Below are 19,899 nucleotides of genomic sequence, written 5' to 3' on the forward strand. Positions count from 1 at the left end.
GCCGCTCATCGCCGCGCCCCCGATCGGCGCGGACGGCGCCGCCAGGCCGCCACCAACGCGACCACGAACACCACCGCCAGCACCGTGCCCGGTGACCAGACGAACAACACGACCGCCAGCAGCAGCGGAACGACCAGGAACTCAGCCGGAAGCAACCTCATGCCGGATCACCTCCGACAGGCAACGCAACCGTCGACTCCACCACGGTCGCGTCGTTCGCATCCGCAATGCCGGCATCCAGCAGGTCCCGGAGCAGAGTGGCCTGCTCCAGCGTCAGCTGCATCGTCGTGCTCGCCCGGCCCGGATAGCCTTCCTCCACCGCGACACAGACCTTGTCGATGTGGTCGGCGTAGCGCACACGGAACGAGCCCCACACGGACGTACTGACATTGACTCCGTCGACGTCAACGGCGTGCCCGTGCTCGTCCACCTGCGCTACGTGAGCACCCATGAAGTCACGCATCACGCCGCCCCTTGCCCGGATTGCGCCGCCGACGAGCCTGAGCAGACTTCAGTGCGAGCCGGGCGAAATGCGCCTTCCGGGCATGCTCGGCCCGCCGCGCCCGTTCCTCGGGCGAGAGCGCACCGTGCGGGTCGACTTCGTGCTCAAACTTGCTTGCCATAGCGGCTCGGGCCTTCGCTGTCCGCGCGGCGCGATCTGGGGTCTTTGCCCAGGACGTATGCGCAGCGATCCGGGCTTGAAGCACTCGATCGTCACGGGTGCTCATGCGACACCGCCCGACTCGACCGGCTGCACCAAGGCGGTGACATCTGCCTTGCTCACGTAGAGGGCACCCGACGGAAGGCGGCGGTACGCCTTGAGAATGCCGCGGGCGATCCACCTGCGAACCGTTGTCGGATGTACGCCATCAGCGACAAGGGCCGCTTCGCGAAGTTTGATCAAATCTCCTGGAACACAGGGTTTTTCGGAGATTTTGGATTCGACCCAACTGACGTGCCTGCGCTGGCTGCCAGGCGTCACCGTTGGACGCACGCGATTTACACTGGACATGCTTCAGGGACTCCTATCCATCTGAAGTGCAGAAATGCTGGAGCGGGCGGCAACCCGCTTCGGTGATCAGCTCCCCGGCGGCGGCAACCACCGGGGAGCTTTTTCGTTGGCGTCACCTGCCTGATCGACGGCGACAACTCCAGTGTATATACACAGCTGTGCATGCACAAGACTGTATATACACAGATTCGCTCCGGTCGGCGCAGTCGGTGGCTAACACAAGGACGGCGCGCCTGAGCTGCACAAAGAGGCCGCGTGTGCATATACAGTTGTGTATGCTAAGAACGATTTTCAATAAGACGCCAGCGCGCCCGGAAGGATCGGTTCATGCCTGAACCCGCATACGTTGCCATCGCCGCGGAGTACGCACGTCAAATCCGAAGTGGTCAACTCCCCGCCGGCACCCAGATGCGGAGCCTCAACGAACTGGTCGAGCGGCATGGCGTATCGAAGATCGTCATCATCCAGGCGATCCAGCTGCTGGAGCGCCAAGGGCTGGTTCGGACCGTCCCCCGTCGCGGTACATTCGTCACCGACCATCCGCATCTAGTTCGCGTGGCACCTGAGCGGCAGATGGAAGACCCTGAGGACACGTTCGGTCACGAGGCTGGCGGAGAGGTCCGTGTAGTGCGAGAGACCGAGCGGCTGTCCGCGTCAGAAGATCTCGCAGACATGCTCGAGATCTCAACTGGGGCCGAGGTGCTGCACACGGTCACCCGCGCCACAGAGGATGGCCGACCGATCTCGATATCCGACACCTACCAGCCAACCGAGGCGCCGGACATCTCGGCAGCCAAGGTGCTTGAGGAAACGGTGGCGGATCGCATCCCGCGGGATCAGCATGCCAAATGGCTTGGCACGCCTGCGGGCGACCTCGTCAAGACGATCCAACAGCGGTACCTCGGTCCCGATGGAGAGGTGCTGATGCTGTCCGACATCTCCTACCCCCGGGACCGTTACGACAAGTTCGTCTTCCGGATGGAACTCACGCAGCCGCTGAAGCAGTCCCCCACCGAATAGCGGAACCTGCGCGGCTCATCGACGGACCCAGCCTTGCGCCGCGTCTGAAAGGTTCCACCACGAAACATATTGCGGGTCTTCGCATTCCAGCTTCCAATCGGATGCCAGACCATCGAAAAAGGCATCGTCTCCGGTCTTGCCGCCTTTCGGCTCGCCCACATACACAAGCCGCTGCCCTCCAGCGCGGCCGAACTCCGCGAGTGCAGTGGAGGCCATCGTGTTGCCCCAGCCCGGAGGCCAGCACAGGAACAACACGTCATCGGGCCTGAATGACCGCGCCGTGAACTCCTCGAGGTCGCCAACCCGGTACCAGGTGTCACGCTGTCCAGGCGCGCCCGGGAACGACACGTTGTCCGTCGCATCCGGCGGTTCGGAGTCGTATGCGTCGATTTCCAGACCAGAGGCAGCCAGTTGCGCCGCCCAATAGCCGCGGCCAGCACCGAGTTCGACCACTCCCCTGTCGCCGCAAAACTCCCTCATCCAGTTGATCGTCTCCGGCGAAGGGATCGCGTAGGCGTAGACCGCCTGCAGGATCGTCTGTGCGAACCCGAGCCGCGCACTTCCTTGGCGGCGTCCTCCATCCGCCAGGCGGCGCCCTTCCTCTTCGCTGACCGAAGGCGCAACGATGTCCCAGTACGGATTCTGACTCTCCGCGGTGCCGCCGGTCATGTAGTGCACGAACCGAAGGTCGAATGCAGCGTCAGCCCGATCGTCACCAGTGCCGGGCAGCATGGGTGCCGTATCGAGGTACTCGGCCACCTTCGGATACTCGGCCTGGAGGCGATTCGGGTCACCGAGCAGAGCGGCCAGTTGATCACGACGTTCGGTCGACAGCACCAAATCGGACATGCTGTTGATTCTGCCTTGAAACACCAGGGTTTCGAGATCAACTTGCCGAAAGATGCTGGCTGGCGGTGAAGTTCGGGCGAGCCTACAGCTGGTCACCCAACCGCGCTCGGCGGTGCGCCGCCTTCGCGCGTTCATCCGCGACAGACTTTCCGTACTTCGCCAGCATCTGCCGTGACCGCCAACCCGCCAGCATCATGAGGTCTTGTTCCTGGCCGCCGTTGTCGAGCCAGTTGTGCGCGAAGAAGTGCCGGAACTGGTGTGGATGGATGTGGTCGATGCCGGCGGCCTGACACCGGCGCTCGACCATCTGTCCGATGCCGTGATCGGTCATCGGCCCGAACTTCCCCAGCCACAGTGCGGGTTCCTCGTTGACGGCCTTCGGGTGCTGGGCTCGGATCCGCAAGTACCGGCGTAGCGCCGTGCGCGTCTTGTCCCCGAACGGGACAGTCCGCGGTCGGCGGCCTTTGCCCAATACGGTCGCAGTGTTCTCCGCGAAGTCGAGGTCGTCGACGGACAAGGCCGCGAGTTCGCCACGGCGACAACCGGTGTCGAGGAACAGGCGGATGATTCCGGTATCGCGGCGGTCTTCGAAACTGGTGCCCCCGCACTCGGCGAGTAGTTTTTTCAGGTCATCGAGAGGTGGCACCGGAACCTGTTGCTCCGGCGCGTCCGGCAGCGTCATCCGGTCGAACGGGTTGTCGACGATGATTTCTTCCGCCTTCAGGTACTTGAAGAACTGCTGAAGGCTTCGAAACTGGCCGCGGGCGTACTCCGGTGACAACGGTTCACCGGTCCGCAGATTCGTCCGGGTGAGCAGGGTCTCCATGTACCTGCCGAGGTGGTCTCGTGTGATCGCCGGTGCGACCGTGGGAAGCTCGTTCGCGATCAGCCAGGCGGCGAAATACGTGATGTGCTGGAGGTAGCCGTCGATGGTGCGCGGGCTACGGTTCTTGCGCCGCAGCTCTGTCGCGAAGTCATCCGCCAGCTCCCGGATGTCGTCCAAATCCGAGGTCATACCGCCCAACGCTACCCGCAAAGTCTAAAGCTGGACAAGCGCTGTTCTGGATCAACTCGGCTGAACGATTCAGCGTTTCCGCTGGTGAAATCGGTTGAGTGGGACGGGTGGGGCTCGAACCCACGACCAACGGATTATGAGTCCGCGGCTCTAACCGACTGAGCTACCGTCCCCCGGCTGCCGCATGAGATGCGGGCGTTGCGAATGGTACCGGGTTCGGTGGAGCGGGACCTAGTCGGATCGCCGGATAGGGGGGGCGGACGGATGGAGGTTGGTTGTGGCGGGATTGTTCGTGCGGGTTCTGCGGGGGCATCAGTGGGTGTACGAGAAGTCGGGTGGGGTGGTGGGGCACCGGCTGCTGTTCGGGAATCCGACGTTGTTGCTGCGGACGGTGGGGCGGAAGACGGGGCAGGCGCGGACCAGTGCGCTGACCTATGCGCAGGACGGGACGGATTATGTGGTCACGGCGTCCAATGGCGGGTCGCCGCGGCCGCCGGGGTGGCTGGCGAATGTGAAGGCGCGGCCCGACTGCGAGATCCAGGTCGGGCGGCGGCGGATACCCGTCACCGCCCGCGCCACCTATCCGGACGACCCGGACTACGCCCGGCGGTGGCAGCTGGCCGACAAGGTGAACAAGGGCCGGTACACGCAATACCAGACGATGACCGAACGGCCGATCGCGCTCGTCGTGCTGAGCCCGCGGACCTGACGCGACGAGCCGACGACCGAGCGGCCGATCATGCCGGCCGGGCTCGGAGCGCCCACGGCGGCCCCTAGACGGTCAGGATCGTGCGTCCCACCGCCTGACGAGCCTCGATGGCGGCGTGCGCCTCGGCGGCTCGTTCCAGCGGGAAGGTCTGGCCGACAACAACTTCCAGGTGTCCCTCGGCCGCCAGTGCGAACGCCCGTGCGCCCAGCGCGTGGAAATCGCTGCCCGCGGCAGTGATATCCATCAGGCTCGACACGCTGATGCCCTGCGCTGCAGCGTGTTCGGTGTCGAGTTCGGCGAATCCCCCTGCCGCGTTGCCATATCCGAAGAAGCGGCCGCCCGGTGCGACAACGCCGAGCGCGTCGCGGCCGATCGGCCCGCCCGCGCCGTCGAGCACCACGGCCACGCCCGCGCCCCCGGTCACCTCCAGCACGCTGTCCGCCCAGCCGGGTTCCTCGTAGTCGATCACCTCCGTCGCGCCGAGCCGCCGCGCCAGATCGAGCTTCCGCTGTCCGTGCGCCGCGGCGATCACGGTCGCCGCGGCTGCCCGCGCCAACTGGGTGAGCAGGATGCCGAGACCGCCACCGGCCGCCGTGATCAGCACCGACTCACCGGCACGCAGCGCCGCCTGCTCGGCCACCGCCAGTGCCGTCGTGCCGTCGTGGACCAGGGCCGCGGCGGGCACGAAGTCGCCGGGCAGTTCGGTGAGGGTCCGCGCCTTGGCGAGCGCCTGCTCGGCGTACCCGCCGATGGGCAGCCCGCCTCCGATACCGCTGGCGGCCGTCGCGCTCGCTACCCGTTTGCCCAGCCACTGCGGATCGACGCCCTCCCCTACCGCCGACACCACTCCGGCGACCGCGCCGCCCGGCACGTACGGCGGGCGCACGGGAAAGAAGTCGGTGCCCCACCCGCTGCGCAGGCGCGCGTCGAGGAACATCACATCCGCCGCCGCGACGTCGATCACCACCTCGCCCGTTCCGGCCACCGGAGTCGGCGCCGTACCCGGCACCAGCACATCCGGTCCGCCGAAAGTCTTCGCCTCGACCACTCGCATCCTCGCCACGTCCCTTCGAATCGGCATTGCGGAATCCAGCCTGTTACCTGAAGCAAGGTTCAGGTCAAGGGGTCGAATGCCGGAATTTCGCCACACGGTCGCTCGGTTGGAGATCGAGCGGAAACTCGGTTACTCTGGTCGCCGAGGGGAGTACTTCCCAAGCGCCATGCCGGTCAGTACGGATTCCGCCATCGGAATCCCCGGGTGGCCACCCGAGTGAGGGTGAAGGAGACCTCGGGTGCTTTGCCATGCCCGAGGAGACTTATGAGCCCCACCGATACCGTTCTCGCAGCCGAGGGATTGCACACCATCGGCACGCCGTGGCTGTGGGCCGCGACCGTCGCCGGTGTGCTGGTCCTGCTGGCGCTCGATTTCGTCGTCACCCGCAAACCCCACGAGGTGTCGATGCGCGAGGCGGTCGGCTGGTCGGTCTTCTACATCGCGCTGCCGGTGATCTTCGGATTCGTCCTCTGGGCCGGCTACGACGGCACCGTCTCCACCGAATTCTTCACCGGCTATCTGCTGGAGAAGTCGCTGTCGGTCGACAACCTGTTCGTCTTCATGCTGTTGCTGGCCGCCTTCGCGGTTCCCGCGGCGCTGGCGCAGCGGGTGTTGTTGTTCGGCATCGTCGGTGCGCTGGTGTTGCGCGGCATCTTCATCGCACTGGGCGCTGCCGCGCTCGCGTCGCTGGACTGGGCGTTCCTGCTGTTCGGCGCCATCCTGCTGGTGACAGCGGCGAAGCTGCTCATGGACGCGGCGAGCGGGCACGAGCAGGAGGTCGACATCTCGCGCATGCGGTCGGTGCAGCTGCTGCGCAAACTGATGCCGGTCACCGACGACTACCGCGGCACCCGGATGACGGTGCGCGAGGCGGGCAAGCGCGCCCTGACCCCGCTGGCCCTGGTGGTGACGGCGGTAATGGCCACCGACCTGGTGTTCGCGGTCGATTCGGTGCCCGCGGTGTACGGCGTCACCGGCGATCCCTACCTGGTGTTCGCGACCAACGCGTTCGCGCTGCTCGGTTTGCGCGCCCTGTACTTCGTACTGCAGGCGGCGCTGTCGCGGCTGGTGCACCTGGCGTACGGCCTGGCCATCATCCTGGCGTTCATCGGGGTGAAGCTGGTGCTGCACTGGGCGCACGGCATCTGGGACTGGCTACCCGAGATCCCGACGGTGGCGTCGCTGGGTGTGATCGTGGTGGTGCTCGCGGTGGTGACGCTCACGAGCCTGCGGGCGACACGCGGCGACAAGGACGCGGCAACCACCGCGGCGTCGTAAGGCCGACTTGCCTGCCCGCGTGAAGATCGGCTGACGGATTCCTTGTACGCCCGGGCTTCAGTCGGTCCCGCTGTCACTGTCGCCGGAGTCCCCGGAGTTCCAGCGGCCGCGGCGGGGACCGGCGACGGTGTGCTTGACGACGATGAGCACGAGCCAGAGCAGATACAGCCCGGCCGCGACGAGCATGACGTTCATGACCGCCAGGCTATGAATCCACGCCAATGATCGGCCAAAGATCCGGTTGCCCTAGCCGATACCGCAGGACTGCGAGCACAACACGTCGTCACCGTCGTAGCCCGGGCCCTCCTCGTCCCCGGACCCGGTGTGGCCCCGATCGTTCGGCGCCTGGGCATCGACCACCGCCCTGACGATCAGGGCGATGCACCCGCAGACCAGGACTACGGCGGCGACGAGGGTGACGGTTTCCATAGCCGCAACCTAGGAACGTCGACCTATGGGCTGCTTAACGTTCGGTTGGAGACCGACGGGCTTACGTCAGCTTCACCCGGGCTGCGACGAAGCGGGCCAACGCCGGGGCGAAGCGGTTGAAGTGGTACTGCAGGTGCGCTTCCGGAGTCACCGGCACCACCGCGCGCCCCCGCTCGACGGCCCGGACGATCTGCGCCGCCACCTTCTCCGGGCCGTAGCCGCGCATCCGGTAGAGGTTGTCGTATTTGACCTGCCTGCGGGCCTGCTCCTCACCCGAGACACCCGAGAATCTGGTCGTGGCAACGATATTCGTGTGGACGATGCCGGGGCAGACGGTGTGTACCTCGATGCCCTTCCCCGCCAGCTCGGCACGCAGGCAGTCGGAGAACATGAATACCGCCGACTTGCTGGTCGAGTACGCGCTGAACCCGCGCTGCGGCATGTAGGCGGCCATGCTGGACAGGTTCACGATGTGCCCGCCGAGCCCACGCTCGGCCATGGCGGCACCGAAGGTGCGGCAGCCGTTGATCACGCCGCCCAGGTTCACCCGCAGCACCCGGTCGAATTCGCTCGCGCTGGTGGCGAAGAAGTCGCCGGCCTGCCCGATGCCCGCGTTGTTGATCAGGATGTCGGGCACACCGTGCGCGGACTGTACGGCGGCGGCGTGCTCGGCCACGGCGGCCCCGTCGGAGACGTCGAGCGCGTAGGGATGCGCGAGACCCCCTGCGGCGGTGATGAGTTCGGCGGTTTCCTTGGCCGCGTCCGCGTCGATGTCGGACAGCACGATCTCGGCGCCGCGGCGCGCGAACTCCAGCGCCGTCTCCCGGCCGATCCCGCTGCCGCCCCCGGTGATCACGACGAGCTGATCCTCGAACGGCCGGCGCTCCCGGCCCACCTCGGCCCGTCGCAGCGCCCGCGTGGCCGTGCCGCCGCCGACCGACTCCACGAGTTCGGTGGTCGCCGTGGCCAGCAGTTCGGGGTGTGAGAACGGCAGCCAGTGGCCGCTGCCCACCTCGCGGCGCCACAACCGCGGCGCCCACTGCTGGGTGTCGGCGTATCCGGCCGGTCGTACCGCCACGTCCCGGCGCGCGATGACGAGTTGCACCGGAACCTCGGTGCGGCGTTCGCGCGGATTCAGCAGGCGCTGCACGATATTGGCGCGGTAGATCCGCATCCCGTCGAAGAAGTCGGAACGGAACGCCGGGCCCAGTTTCACGTTCCGCGGCTCGGTCTCGTTCATCAGCCCGACGAAGCGCTGCCACACCTTCTCCGCCGACAACGGCCGCAGCACCACCCGCGGGACGCCCGGCGTCATGAACAGGAAGGTGTAGGCCGAGGACAGCAGCTGGGTGAACGGCCCCCACACCGCACCGCGAGACAGCTTGTCGCGCATCCACTTTCCCAGGTGGTCCAGGTTGGGTCCGGAGACCGAGGTGAACGAGGCGATCCGGTCGGCGGCGTTCGGTTCGCACACCGCCTCCCACATCTCGACCGAACCCCAGTCGTGCGCGAGCACGTGGACGGGCCTGCCGGGACTGACCGCGTCCGCGACGGCGAAGAAGTCGGCGGCGAACCGATCCAGCCGGTAGTCCGCGGTGCGGGTGGTGCGGGTGGACCGGCCGTGCCCGCGGGTGTCGTAGGCGACCACATGGAACCTGTCGGCGAGCAACGGGATTACCCGGTCCCAGAGGTGATGGTCGTCGGGCCAGCCGTGCACCAGCACGATGGTTTCGGCGTCCGGGTCACCGTATTCGTAGACGGCTAGGTCGAATTCGCCGCTGCGGACGGTCCGCTCCACATCCGGAACGGGAATCTGGTCGGTCACGATGTTCTCCTTCGGCATGTCGCCGGGCGGGCGGGGATTCACAGATCCAGTACCAAACGGTCACCGTCGCAACGGGATACGCAGATCAGCATGGCACCGTCGGCGCGCTCGTCCGGAGTGAGCACGGTGTCGCGGTGGTCGACCGCGCCGGACAGCACCCGGACCTTGCAGGTGCGGCAGAATCCCTGCCGACAGGAGTACGCGGTGTCGGGTCGTGCCGCCAGCACCTGTTCCAGCGCCGTCCGGTCGGCGGGTACCGCCACCACCTCGCCGGTGCGGGCCAGCTCCACCGTGAACGGCCTGCCGTCGACGACCGGCGGCGCCGAGAATCGCTCGGAATGCAGTTCCACGCCGGGCATGTCGCGCACGGCGGCGGCGATCGCGGCGGTCATCGGCACCGGGCCGCAGCAGTACACCGAGGTGTCGGGCCCCACTCGCGGCAGCAGGTCCGCGGCGGTGGGCAGGCCGTGCTCGTCGTCGGTGCGCACGGTCTCGCGCGCGCCGAAACTCTCGATCTCGGCCAGGAACGGGATGGTGTCGCGGCTGCGCCCGGTGTACACCATCGACCAGTCCACGCCGAGCCGGTGGGCCATGCGCACCATCGGCAGAATCGGTGTGATGCCGATCCCGCCGGCCACGAAATGCACTCGGGTGGCGTCGGATCCGTAACCGGGCAGGACGAACGGGAAGGCGTTGCGGGGACCGCGGACGGTCACGCGCGCACCGGCGCGCAGCGACTCGTGCACCTCCAGCGATCCGCCGCCGCCGTCCGGGATGCGCCGCACCGCGATCCGGTAGTGGCGCCGGTCGGCCGGGTCGCCGCACAGCGAGTACTGCCGCAGCGTGCCCGAGGGCAGCTCCAGATCGAGGTGCGCGCCGGGCCGCCAGCTCGGCAGCTCCCGGCCGTCCGGCGCGGTGAGCAGCAGGCTGATCACGTCGGAGTCGTGGGCCTCCACCCGGCGCTGCACCACCGTCATGCTCAGCCGGCGGTCGTCCACGCGACCGGCGGGGCGGCGCCGGTTGACCAAGGCGCTCCAGCGGAAGCGGGTTTCGGCGACGGTGTGGAACACCCGCATCGCGCGATCCGTCCGGGGGCGGCCGTACAGATCGGCCGGTGGTCGATCGGGCCCCGTGCGATGCGTGGTCACGACGAGATCGCCTGCGCAGCCGGGGATTTCGCCAGGTACGCCACGGCCTGGGCGGTGGACCCGACCGACGCCGGGGTGTAGCCGGGCTGGAACACCGACAGCGCGCTCCACAGCAGCGACGGGACGCCCGGCAGCGCGCCACGCCACATCGCGCCGAAGATCTTCAGTGTCAGTCGCGGATAGCGCAGGTTGGGCAGCGAATCGTCCTGCTGCACAAGGTACTTGGTGCCGCGCATCAGCAGCGCGACGAAGATCGGGAACGTGATGAGCATCAGCGCGCAGCGCCGCACATAGCCGATGTCGAAATACTCGGCGACCTCGTGCGCGACGAAGCGGTGCTCCACCTCCTCCGCCCCGTGCCAGCGGAACAGATCCAGCACGTTCAGGTCCGCGCCGAACCGCTCGAGGTCGGCGTTGAGCACCCAGTCGCCGAGGAAGGCGAAGAAGTGCTCGAGGGTGGCGATGAAGCCGAGGCGTTCGACCAGGGCCTGGAATTCCGCGCGGGCGGACCGGCCGTCGCGGGGGCCGAGCGTCGTGCGGAACAGGAATTCCATCTGGCGCACGTACGGCTCGACATCTATGCCGTGCGCCGCGAACACCTCGTCGAGCACGCCGTTGTGAGTTTCGGCGTGCATCGACTCCTGACCGATGAACCCGAGCATCTGCTCACGCAGCTTCTCGTCCTTGACCAGTGGCAGCGCCTCGGAGAACGTCCGGCAGAACATCCGCTCGCCCTCGGGCAGCAGCAGGTTCAGCGCATTGATCAGGTGGGACCCGATCGGCTCGGCCGACATCCAGTGCAGCGGGGTGTCGCGCCAGTCGAAGTGCACATTCCGGGCCTGCAGAGCCACCTCGCCCGGATCGATCGTCTCGCGACCTGCCCGAAGAGGAAGTAACTTCATCGGTACTCCTGGTGTTCCGGTCACAGCGGCCGGTGTCGGCCGTTGCTACATGACCGTAGCAATAGTGCACCTGTATCCGCTACCAGGAGTTACACCTAGAGTCGCGTCACGGAACCGCCGGTCAGCGGCGTGTCATCGGGCTGGTCAGCGTTTTTCCGTTCGCGTCGGTGGTCGTGGCGGTCGTGAAGACGTGCCCGGGTTCGACCACATCGGACAGCACGATATGGACCGGCACGCTGACGAAGTTGCCGGCCGCGCAGTTGGGGTCGCAGGTGTTGAAGTGCTGCACACCGTCACCCTCGGCCCGGTCCGGTCCCCAGGACTTCCAGTCGATCCGCTCCACTCGCAGCCCGAGATCCGCGCACGCCATGATGACATTCGCCGGGCGGACCGCGGGCTTGCCGAACGGACAGTCGATCACCTCCGGCAGCTCGTTCGCCGTCGGCGACTGACCCGCCGCGTCCGTGTCCTGCCCGCCGCAGCCGGCGAGGGCAATCACCGCCGACACCACCGCCGCAACGGCCGGCCGACGGTGGCGTGCCGGGAAACCGATCGTCCGCACCGTCATCTCCATCCCACTGTGTACCGGCGTGCCCGCACGCCGCCCCTGACCGGATCATGGTCCATCCGCGCCGCCTTCGCACGCGGCACGCGCAAATTACCGCGTCGCGCCCGAGTGGCCGTCGGTCCAGCGCCGCGACCAGTCCCAGAGCGGCTGCAGCGCGACGGCGAGTTCGCGGCCGATCGGAGTCGGCTCGTAGGCCTTGTCCGCACGCTTCACCACCAGCCCCGCGCTCTGCAGATGCTGCAACCGCACCGACAGCATGCTCGACGAGCAATTGCCCATCCGGCGCCGCAGCTCCAGGAAACCGATGGGCCCGGGCTCCAGCTCCCACAGCACACGCAGCATCCAGCGCTGGCCCAGCAGTTCCATGGCCGCGTGAATCGGCGCCGGATCCGCCGCCTCGCGCCGTCTTGCACTTCTCATTTCGAACTACCATAGTGATTCTGAAATAGAAGCGATCGAGTGGGAGTGCATGGTGGGTTCGCAGCGAATCGTGGTGGTGACCGGGGCGTCGCGCGGTATCGGGGCGCAGACGGCGCGGATCCTGGCCGCCCGCGGCGACCACGTGGTACTCAACTATCGCGAGAAACGCAGGCGCGCAGAGCAACTCGCCGACGAGATCGCCCAGAACGGCGGGAGCGCCTCGATCGCCGGTGCGGATCTGTCGGACGAGGGCGCGGCGCGGGCGCTGGTCGAGCAGGTGGCGAGCCGGTTCGGCCGCCTGGATGTACTGGTGCTCAACGCCTCCGGCGGTCTCGAGCACGGCGCCCCGCCGGACTACGCCATGGCCATCAACCGCGACGCCCAGGTTCGCCTGGCCCGGATAGCGTTGCCGCACATGCCTTCCGGCGGCCGCATCGTGTTCGTCACCAGCCATCAGGCGCACTTCCACGGCCGCAAGCCGGTCCCCGACGCCTACCGGCCGATCGCGGCGAGCAAGCGCGCCGGTGAGGACGAGCTACGGGCGATGATTCCCGAATTCACCGCTCGCGGTGTGGGTTTCACCGTGGTATCGGGTGACATGATCGACGGCACCATCATCGTGCGGCTGCTGCGGCGGCGCGATCCGGCGGCCGTCGCCGCGCGCACCGAGCACGGCGAACTGCCGACGGTGGACGAGTTCGCCACCGCCGTCGCCGATGCCACGACCACCGCGGCCGAACCCGGCCACACCGTGTACGTCGGCGGCGCGGATTACCTGGCGCGGCAGTGATTCCGATTCAGTCCGGCCACACCGGATCGCGCTTCTCCAGGAACGCGGCCATGCCCTCGCGGGCGCCGGGCAACTGTGAGGCGGCGGCCATGACCTCGAGGGCGAGGGCGTAGCCGTCGGCCTCGGGACGATCCAGCTGAGCGTAGAGGGTGCGCTTACCGAGGGCCTTGCTCGCGCGGCTGCCCCGGGTGGCGCGCGACATCAGCTCGTCGACCGCGGCGTCCAGTTCGGCGTCGGGTACCGCGCGATTGATCAATCCCCACTGCTCGGCGGTGTGGGCATCGATCGGGTCGCCGGTCAGGGCCAGTTCCATCAGCCGTTTGCGCCCGACCGCGCGGGCCACCGGCACGGCCGGGGTGTGGCAGAACCATCCGCCCTTGCCGCCCGGCAGCGCGAATCCGGCCGATTCCGCCGCGACGGCCAGGTCGCAGGAGGCGACCAGCTGGCATCCGGCGGCAGTCGCCAGCCCGTGCACGCGCGCGATCACCACCTGCGGTACCGATTCGATGGTGGACATCAGCTCGGTGCACAGCGTGAGCAGCTCGCGCACCTCGAGCAGATACCGCGCGGCCACGTCGGCGAAATCGTGCCCCGCGGAGAAGACCGGGCCGTTGGCGGCCAGCACGATACCGGTGGCGTCGCTGTCGCCGGCGGCCCGGAAGGCGGCCAGCAGCTCGGCCAGGTGTTCGGCGGACAGGGCGTTGCGCCGCTCCGGCCGGTTCATGGTGATCCGGAGGGTGCCGTCCGCCCGTGCGACGAGCAGGTGCTGATAGTCCGCTGCGGTCATGGCTCCCACCGTAATCCCGGACGGGCCATCGATGCCCGATCGTCACCTGTAGCCGCGGTCGATCCGCGCCGACGCGGTCACGGCCCACGCTGTGGTCCCGGGTGTGGTCACCGACCGGCAGTCGCGCGGACATCGCCCGCACCGACCCGTCCCGATACCCTCCGGGGAATTGTTCGCCGCCTGGCTGCGGCGAATGCTCGGCCACATGAACGACACTCGATACGGGCTGCTGTTGCCCGCCGGACAGGCGCAATTGTCGGCCGGAGGTTCGGCGCGAGCCCTGCTGGATCTGGTGGTGCGAGCGGAACGCCTGGGCTTCGACTCGGCGTGGGTCGGCGATTCGCTGCTGCGGGCCCGCGTGGAACCGCTGACGCTGCTGGCCGCCGCGGCCGCGGCGACCGAACGCATCACCCTGGGCACGGCGGCGCTGATCCCCGCCTATCGCCAGCCCGTGCAGACGGCGTTGACCCTGGCCTCGCTGGATCTGCTGACGGCGGGACGGCTGATCCTCGGTGTCGGGGGCGGGTTCCCCGGGCTCAGCGAGCCGGAATTCGAGCTGTCCGGGGTGCGGTTCAAGACACGGTTCTCACACCTGGACGACACGGTGCGGCTGTGGCGGCGACTGTGGGCGGGCAACTCGGAGCCGTTCCACGGCAAGGTGCTTCGCTACGACTGGCTGCCCGAGGTGCCGCCGCCGCACCGGCCCGGCGGTCCCCCGATCTGGCTGGCCGGAATCACCCCCGCCGCGCTCGCGCGCACCGGGCGGCTGTACGACGGCTGGCTCCCCTACCCGCCCGATGTCGCCGACTACCGCTCGGGCCGCCGGGCCGTCGCGGCGGCGAGCGAGGCCGCGGGGCGGCCCGAGAACGCGGTCACCCCGGCACTTTTCGCCACCGTTCACATCGACGACGACGCGGAACGCGGTCGGGCGGCGCTGGAGGAGTACTGCCAGGCGACCTACCGGATGTCGCGGGACGCGGTCGGCGCCATTCAGGTGATGATCACCGGCTCGGCGGAGCAGGTCGCCGCCGGACTGGACCGCTACGTCCAGGCCGGTGCGCGACACCTGCTGATCCGCATCGCGGCCGTGCGACCCGAGGACTTCGAGACCCAGCTGGATCGCGTGACGGACCTACTGGGCAGCTACCGGCTCGCGCCCATCGGCGGCGGACCCACGGCCTGCGGTGCCACGAAGTGATGAATGGGGCCGTCCGTCGCGGCCAGCGCGCGGCCCGAGCCACCACGGCGCACCGCCACGATCTCGGCGGCCACCGCCACGGCGGTCTCCTCCGGCGTGTGCCCGCCGAGGTCGAGGCCGATGGGCGAATGCAGCTGTGCCAGTTCGGTTGTGGTGAGTCCCGCCGCGCGCAGCCGGGCCAGGCGGTCGCGGTGGGTGCGTCGCGAGCCCATGGCGCCCACATAGGCGGCGGGACCGCGCAGCGCGATTTCCAGAACCGGCACATCGAACTTCACGTCGTGGGTGAGCACGCAGATCACCGTGCGCGCGTCCACCCCGGTGCGGGCCAGATAGCGGTGCGGCCACTCCACCACCACCTCGTCGGCCTCGGGGAACCGTGCCGGGGTGGCGAACACCGGCCGCGCGTCGCAGACGGTGACGTGATAGCCCAGGAACTTGCCGATCCGCGCGACCGCTCCCGCGAAGTCGATGGCCCCGAACACGATCATGCGCGGCGGCGGAACATACGACTCCACGAAGATCTCGGCGGCAGCGTCCGCCGAAACGCCTGGACCGCAGCCGATCACGCGCACGCCGGTGACGCCGAGGTCGAGCATCGCCCGCGCCTCGGCCATCACCTTCGCATCGAATCCGGTGCCGTGTGCCCAGTCCGGCCCCAGCGCCAGCGTGGCGCCGCTGTCCATATCCCGGACCAGGGCCACCGGACCGACATGGGACAGGGCCGTGTCGATGATCTCGCGTTCGCGTGGACCGACCGGATGGACGAATACCTCGAGCGCACCGCCACAGGTCAACCCGACCGCGAACGCGTCGGAGTCGCTGTAGCCGAAGGTCTCTCGCCGTGGCCGGCCGGTGCGCAGCACTTCCCGGCAGAGCTCGTAGACCGCGCCTTCCACGCAACCGCCGGAGACGCTGCCGACCACCGCGCCCGTCTCGTCCACCGCCAGCGCCGCACCCGGTGGGCGCGGGGCGCTGCCGGTGACGCCGACGATGCTCGCCACCGCGTACCGCGTACCGGCCGCATGCCATTGCCGCAGTCGCTCGGTCAGTTCACGCACGATCTTCACCCGCCCAGCAGTACTTCGATACCGGAGATGGCGAAGTAGCCCGCGAAGACCACGCTCACCACCCATACCAGCCAGTGGATCTCGCCGAATTTGCCGCGCGCGGCCTTGATCACCGTGTACGCGATCAGGCCCGCGCCCACACCGTTGGTGATCGAGTAGGTGAACGGCATCGCGACGATGGTCAGGAAGGCGGGTACCGCGACCTCCGGATCGCCCCAGTCGATCTTGCGGGCCTGGGTCATCATCAGCGCGCCCACCAGCACCAGCGCCGGTGCGGCCGCCTGGATCGGCACCACCCCCGCGACGGGTGTGAAAAAGATTGCCAGACAGAACAATCCGCCGGTCACCACGCTGGCCAGGCCGGTGCGGGCGCCCTCGCCGACGCCCGTCGCCGACTCCACGTACACCGTGCTGCCCGCGCCGCCCGCGGCCCCGCCGATGACCTGCGCGACGCCGTCGGTGGTGAGCACGCGGCCCAGGCCGGGCATGGTGCCGCGCTCGTCCAGCAGTCCGGCCTCGTCGCACACTCCGAAGATCGTGCCCATCGCGTCGAAGAAGCCCGTCAGGACCAGCGTGAACAGCACCACGCCCGCCGTCATGGCACCGGCCCGGGCGAAGCCGCCGAGCGGGTCGATGTGCAGCGCGAGACCGAAATCCGGCGCGGCGAACAGCTTGTCGGGCAGTTCGGGAACGACCGTGCCCCACGCGCCCGCGTCGATGTCGGCGACCGCGTTGACGAGGATGGCCAGCGCGGTGGCGATCGCGATACTGATCAGGATGGCGCCCGGCACCTTGCGGATGTAGAGCGCCAGCATCACCAGCAGGCCCACGCCGAACACCAGCACCGGCCAGCCCCGCAGGTGCCCGTCCGGGCCCAGCCCCACCGGCGGCCCGGTCGGCGAGCCGTGCCCGACCACCCCCGCCGACACCAGCCCGATCATGGCGATGAACATGCCGATCCCGACACCGATCGCGTTCTTCAACGCCAGCGGGATGGCATTGATGATCATGGTCCGCAGCCCGGTCGCGGCCATGATCACGATGATCACGCCCATGAGCGCCACCAGGCCCATGGTCTGCGGCCAGGTCATGTGCGGCGCGGCCTGGTAGGCCACCACCGGTACCACGCCCAGCCCCGCCGCCAGCGCCAGCGGCACGTTGCCGACCAGCCCCATCAACACGGTGGACAGTCCGGCCGAAAACGCTGTGGCGGTGGTGAGCTGGGCGATGTCGAGACGGCGGCCGTCGATGTCGGTGGCGCCGCCGAGAATCAGTGGAACCAGCAGGATCACGTAGGCCATCGCGACGAAAGTCGTGACGCCGCCACGGATTTCCCGAGCGACGGTGGTGCGCCGCTCGCGGAGACGGAACAGCCGGTCGAAGGCGGACCGGGCGGCCGCGGGACTGGTACGGATCTGTACTTGGGTCATTGGCGGGTGCCCTCCTAAGGGCAGACCTGCGGTCCGTGCCGTCTTACGAACCGGGCGGACGGTGGATCAGCGGCTTCGGATGATGTCCGTCGGACGGACCGGCACGCGGGTCAGGTCCCCGGTGCCGCCGGCGGCCCGGCAGGCCTGGCGGATCGCCGAGACGATGGCCGGGGTGGACGACAGCGTCGGGGGCTCTCCGGCGCCGCGCAGCCCGTAGGGGGCGTGCGGGTCGGGGTTCTCGAGGATCTCCAGCCGCTGTGACGGAGTGTCGAGAATGGTCGGGATGAGATAGTCCGTGAACGAGGGGTTGCGCACCTTTCCGTCGGTGACCTGGATTTCCTCCATGACCGCCAGACCGAGGCCCTGCACGGACCCGCCGTGGATCTGGCCCTCCAGCGACAGCCGGTTCATGATCTTGCCGACGTCCTGGACCGCGTCCAGCGCGACGACCTTGACCAGGCCCAGCTCGACATCGACGTCCACCACCGCACGATGCACGCAGACGGCGAGCTGGGTGTGGCTGTTGCCCTGACCGGTGACCGGGTCCATGCCGGTGGTCGGCCGGTGCTGGTACACGCGGGTCTCTTCGACGAACCCCTCATCCAGCACGTCGACGAGCGCCGCGAGTACCGCACCGTCGCGGGCGACCACCTTGCCGCCCGCCAGCTTCGCCGCGCCGGTGTGCCCCTGCGCGACGGCCAGTTCCAGGACCCGGGCCCGGACCGCCTCGCAGGCGGTCTTGACCGCGCCGCCGGTCATGTAGGTCTGCCGGGAAGCCGAGGAGGAACCGGCGTCCCCGACGCCGTTGTCGGCCGGATGGATCGTGACCCGGTCGACGCCGAGTTCGGTCCGGGCGATCTGCGCCTCGACCGTCACCAGTCCCTGCCCGACCTCGGCCGCCGCGGTGTGCACCAGCGCGACCGGTTCTCCCGCAACGACTTCCAACCGCACCCGAGCCGTGGAGTAGTCGTCGAAGCCCTCGGAGAAGCAGATGTTCTTGATGCCGACGCCGTACCCGATCCCGCGCACCACGCCCTCGCCGTGCGTGGTCTGCGAGGCCCCGCCGGGCAGGTTGCGAATGTCATCGGCGTCCAGCGGTTCCGGCAGTGGCATGCGCTCCAGCTGACCCAGCATCTCGCGCAACGGGGTGGGCGCGTGCACGATCTGCCCCGTGGCCAGCTTGGAACCCTGTGTGACGACATTGATCTGGCGAATGTGCACGGGGTCGAGGCCGAGCGCGTCGGCCAGCTTGTCCATCATCGACTCGTGCGCGAAGCACGCCTGCACCGCGCCGAAGCCCCGCATCGCACCGCACGGCGGATTGTTGGTGTAGACGCCGTACGCGTCGACCTCGAGATGCGGAAACTCGTAGGGGCCCAGCGCCAGTGACGACGCGTTGCCGGTGACGTTGAGCGTCGCCGAGGTGTAGGCGCCGCCGTCGAGGACGATCCGCACCTTCGCGAAGGTGAGCTTGCCGTCGCGGGTCGCGCCGTACTCGTACCACAGCTGCGCCGGATGCCGGTGCACGTGGCCGAAGAACGACTCCTCCCGGTTGTACACCATCTTGATGGGCCTGCCGGTGTACATCGCCAGCATGCCGGCGTGGATCTGCATCGACAGGTCCTCGCGGCCCCCGAAGGCGCCGCCGACCCCGGCCAGTGTCATGCGGATCTTCTCGTACGGCAGGCGCAGGCACGGGGCGATCTGCGACAGGTCGTTGTGCATCCACTGGGTGGCGACGAAGAATTCCAGGCCGCCGTCCTCGGTCGGCACCACCAGGCCCGATTCCGGCCCGAGGAACGCCTGGTCCTGGATGCCGACCTCGAACTTCTCCGACACCACCACATCGGCGAGCGCCCGGCCCACCTCGATGTCGCCGACCCGGACCGGCTGGTGGCGGGCGATGCCGCCGCGCTCCTGCACCCGATGGGTCTGCGGATCCTCCACCACCGCAACGGGATCGGTGACCGGCTCCAGTACCTCCCACTCGATCTCGATGGCCCGCATGGCGCGCCGGGCGATCTCGGGGTGGTCGGCGGCGACCAGGGCGACCGGCTCGCCCTGGTGGCGCACCTCGCCGATGGCCAGCACGGGCTGGTCCCAGGTGTGGTCGAGACCGTAGTGCTTGCGGCCGGGTACGTCATCGCAGGTGAGCACCGCGTGCACACCGGCAACGGCCAGCGCGGGAGCGATATCGAGGGCGACGATGCGGGCGCGGGGGTGCGGGCTGCGCAGCGTGGCGCCCCACAGCATGCCGTCCATCCAGAGGTCGGAGGAGTAGGCGAACTCGCCCTTCACCTTCAGGGTGCCGTCCGGTCGCAGCGGGCTGGCGCCGACGCCGCCCTTGCCGGGCGCGGCGACTCGCTCCGGGAACCTGGTCGAACGAGTGGATGTCATG

23 protein-coding genes and 1 tRNA gene are annotated in these 19,899 nt (G+C 68.6%); 5 read left to right on the forward strand and 19 right to left on the reverse strand.

All coding sequences use genetic code 11. The annotated features are described in order from the left end of the window. Positions 1-5: 5 nt before the first annotated feature. The 4 genes from NWFMUON74_RS25730 to NWFMUON74_RS25745 all read right to left on the reverse strand — a co-directional run bounded on the left by NWFMUON74_RS25730 (position 6) and on the right by NWFMUON74_RS25745 (position 1,012). Complete coding sequence (locus NWFMUON74_RS25730) at positions 6-161, reverse strand: hypothetical protein (RefSeq protein ID WP_187684356.1); 156 nt, start codon at positions 159-161, stop codon at positions 6-8. After that, complete coding sequence (locus NWFMUON74_RS25735; protein ID WP_187684357.1) at positions 158-463, reverse strand: hypothetical protein; 306 nt, start codon at positions 461-463, stop codon at positions 158-160. The genes NWFMUON74_RS25730 and NWFMUON74_RS25735 overlap by 4 nt, the downstream gene beginning before the upstream one ends. After that, on the reverse strand, positions 456-623 hold the full coding sequence (locus NWFMUON74_RS36335; RefSeq protein ID WP_232110599.1) for a hypothetical protein: 168 nt from the start codon (positions 621-623) through the stop codon (positions 456-458). The genes NWFMUON74_RS25735 and NWFMUON74_RS36335 overlap by 8 nt, the downstream gene beginning before the upstream one ends. Before the next feature lie 101 nt (positions 624-724). Continuing rightward, complete coding sequence (locus NWFMUON74_RS25745) at positions 725-1,012, reverse strand: helix-turn-helix domain-containing protein (RefSeq protein ID WP_187684359.1); 288 nt, start codon at positions 1,010-1,012, stop codon at positions 725-727. Between the two features lie 327 nt (positions 1,013-1,339). Between NWFMUON74_RS25745 and NWFMUON74_RS25750 the strand changes: the two genes are divergently transcribed. After that, positions 1,340-2,032 carry a GntR family transcriptional regulator gene (locus tag NWFMUON74_RS25750; protein ID WP_187684360.1) on the forward strand — a complete coding sequence of 231 codons (693 nt, stop codon included), beginning with the start codon at positions 1,340-1,342 and terminating at the stop codon, positions 2,030-2,032. A gap of 15 nt (positions 2,033-2,047) precedes the next feature. On the opposite strand, the gene NWFMUON74_RS25755 is transcribed toward NWFMUON74_RS25750, so the two are convergent. The 3 genes from NWFMUON74_RS25755 to NWFMUON74_RS25765 form a co-directional block, all read right to left on the reverse strand. Further along, on the reverse strand, positions 2,048-2,881 hold the full coding sequence (locus NWFMUON74_RS25755) for a hypothetical protein (protein ID WP_187684361.1): 834 nt from the start codon (positions 2,879-2,881) through the stop codon (positions 2,048-2,050). 82 nt (positions 2,882-2,963) lie between these two features. Next, positions 2,964-3,896, reverse strand: a complete 933-nt coding sequence (locus NWFMUON74_RS25760; protein ID WP_187684362.1) for a tyrosine-type recombinase/integrase — start codon at positions 3,894-3,896, stop codon at positions 2,964-2,966. Positions 3,897-3,995: 99 nt separating this feature from the next. After that, positions 3,996-4,069 (reverse strand) — tRNA-Ile (locus tag NWFMUON74_RS25765). 104 nt (positions 4,070-4,173) lie between these two features. Between NWFMUON74_RS25765 and NWFMUON74_RS25770 the strand changes: the two genes are divergently transcribed. Beyond that, the gene (locus NWFMUON74_RS25770; protein ID WP_187684363.1) at positions 4,174-4,605 is read left to right on the forward strand and encodes a nitroreductase family deazaflavin-dependent oxidoreductase; all 432 of its coding nucleotides are present in this window, start codon (positions 4,174-4,176) and stop codon (positions 4,603-4,605) included. Positions 4,606-4,669: 64 nt separating this feature from the next. Here the strand turns inward: NWFMUON74_RS25770 and NWFMUON74_RS25775 are convergent, their stop codons facing one another. Further along, on the reverse strand, positions 4,670-5,686 hold the full coding sequence (locus NWFMUON74_RS25775) for a zinc-binding dehydrogenase (protein WP_232110600.1): 1,017 nt from the start codon (positions 5,684-5,686) through the stop codon (positions 4,670-4,672). Between the two features lie 237 nt (positions 5,687-5,923). On the opposite strand from NWFMUON74_RS25775, the gene NWFMUON74_RS25780 reads away from it, so the two are divergent. After that, entirely contained in the window at positions 5,924-6,937 is a 1,014-nt protein-coding gene (locus NWFMUON74_RS25780) for a TerC/Alx family metal homeostasis membrane protein (protein ID WP_187684364.1), read from the forward strand. A gap of 57 nt (positions 6,938-6,994) precedes the next feature. On the opposite strand, the gene NWFMUON74_RS25785 is transcribed toward NWFMUON74_RS25780, so the two are convergent. From NWFMUON74_RS25785 to NWFMUON74_RS25815, 7 genes are all read right to left on the reverse strand, one after another. Next, positions 6,995-7,132 (reverse strand): hypothetical protein, encoded by a 138-nt coding sequence (locus NWFMUON74_RS25785; RefSeq protein ID WP_187684365.1) that lies wholly within the window; start codon positions 7,130-7,132, stop codon positions 6,995-6,997. A gap of 51 nt (positions 7,133-7,183) precedes the next feature. Next, positions 7,184-7,366 carry a hypothetical protein gene (locus tag NWFMUON74_RS25790; protein WP_187684366.1) on the reverse strand — a complete coding sequence of 61 codons (183 nt, stop codon included), beginning with the start codon at positions 7,364-7,366 and terminating at the stop codon, positions 7,184-7,186. Between the two features lie 61 nt (positions 7,367-7,427). After that, complete coding sequence (locus NWFMUON74_RS25795; RefSeq protein ID WP_232110601.1) at positions 7,428-9,191, reverse strand: SDR family oxidoreductase; 1,764 nt, start codon at positions 9,189-9,191, stop codon at positions 7,428-7,430. Positions 9,192-9,229: 38 nt separating this feature from the next. Next, entirely contained in the window at positions 9,230-10,339 is a 1,110-nt protein-coding gene (locus NWFMUON74_RS25800) for a PDR/VanB family oxidoreductase (RefSeq protein ID WP_425343073.1), read from the reverse strand. Next, positions 10,336-11,241, reverse strand: a complete 906-nt coding sequence (locus NWFMUON74_RS25805) for a metal-dependent hydrolase (protein ID WP_187684367.1) — start codon at positions 11,239-11,241, stop codon at positions 10,336-10,338. The genes NWFMUON74_RS25800 and NWFMUON74_RS25805 overlap by 4 nt, the downstream gene beginning before the upstream one ends. A gap of 121 nt (positions 11,242-11,362) precedes the next feature. Continuing rightward, entirely contained in the window at positions 11,363-11,809 is a 447-nt protein-coding gene (locus NWFMUON74_RS25810; protein ID WP_187684368.1) for a hypothetical protein, read from the reverse strand. 90 nt (positions 11,810-11,899) lie between these two features. Then, positions 11,900-12,229, reverse strand: coding sequence for a winged helix-turn-helix transcriptional regulator (locus NWFMUON74_RS25815; protein ID WP_232110602.1), 330 nt, complete (start codon positions 12,227-12,229; stop codon positions 11,900-11,902). Between the two features lie 52 nt (positions 12,230-12,281). On the opposite strand from NWFMUON74_RS25815, the gene NWFMUON74_RS25820 reads away from it, so the two are divergent. After that, on the forward strand, positions 12,282-13,019 hold the full coding sequence (locus NWFMUON74_RS25820) for an SDR family oxidoreductase (protein ID WP_425300790.1): 738 nt from the start codon (positions 12,282-12,284) through the stop codon (positions 13,017-13,019). A gap of 7 nt (positions 13,020-13,026) precedes the next feature. Here NWFMUON74_RS25820 and NWFMUON74_RS25825 read toward each other — a convergent pair whose 3' ends face one another. Next, a complete protein-coding gene (locus tag NWFMUON74_RS25825) occupies positions 13,027-13,806 on the reverse strand; it encodes an enoyl-CoA hydratase-related protein (protein ID WP_187684370.1) in 780 nt (259 codons plus the stop codon). Positions 13,807-14,011: 205 nt separating this feature from the next. Here NWFMUON74_RS25825 and NWFMUON74_RS25830 point away from each other — a divergent pair, with 205 nt between their 5' ends. Beyond that, positions 14,012-15,004, forward strand: coding sequence for an LLM class flavin-dependent oxidoreductase (locus NWFMUON74_RS25830; RefSeq protein ID WP_187684371.1), 993 nt, complete (start codon positions 14,012-14,014; stop codon positions 15,002-15,004). Here NWFMUON74_RS25830 and NWFMUON74_RS25835 read toward each other — a convergent pair. From NWFMUON74_RS25835 to NWFMUON74_RS25845, 3 genes are all read right to left on the reverse strand, one after another. Further along, on the reverse strand, positions 14,950-16,062 hold the full coding sequence (locus NWFMUON74_RS25835) for an XdhC family protein (RefSeq protein ID WP_269475363.1): 1,113 nt from the start codon (positions 16,060-16,062) through the stop codon (positions 14,950-14,952). The two genes, NWFMUON74_RS25830 and NWFMUON74_RS25835, sit on opposite strands and share 55 nt — an antisense overlap. 5 nt (positions 16,063-16,067) lie before the next feature. Next, positions 16,068-17,501 (reverse strand): NCS2 family permease, encoded by a 1,434-nt coding sequence (locus NWFMUON74_RS25840; protein ID WP_187684373.1) that lies wholly within the window; start codon positions 17,499-17,501, stop codon positions 16,068-16,070. 66 nt (positions 17,502-17,567) lie between these two features. Next, the gene (locus tag NWFMUON74_RS25845; protein ID WP_187684374.1) at positions 17,568-19,898 is read right to left on the reverse strand and encodes a xanthine dehydrogenase family protein molybdopterin-binding subunit; all 2,331 of its coding nucleotides are present in this window, start codon (positions 19,896-19,898) and stop codon (positions 17,568-17,570) included. Between the last annotated feature and the right edge of the window lies 1 nt (position 19,899).

The sequence above is a fragment of the Nocardia wallacei genome (genome assembly GCF_014466955.1).
Classification (GTDB): domain Bacteria; phylum Actinomycetota; class Actinomycetes; order Mycobacteriales; family Mycobacteriaceae; genus Nocardia; species Nocardia wallacei.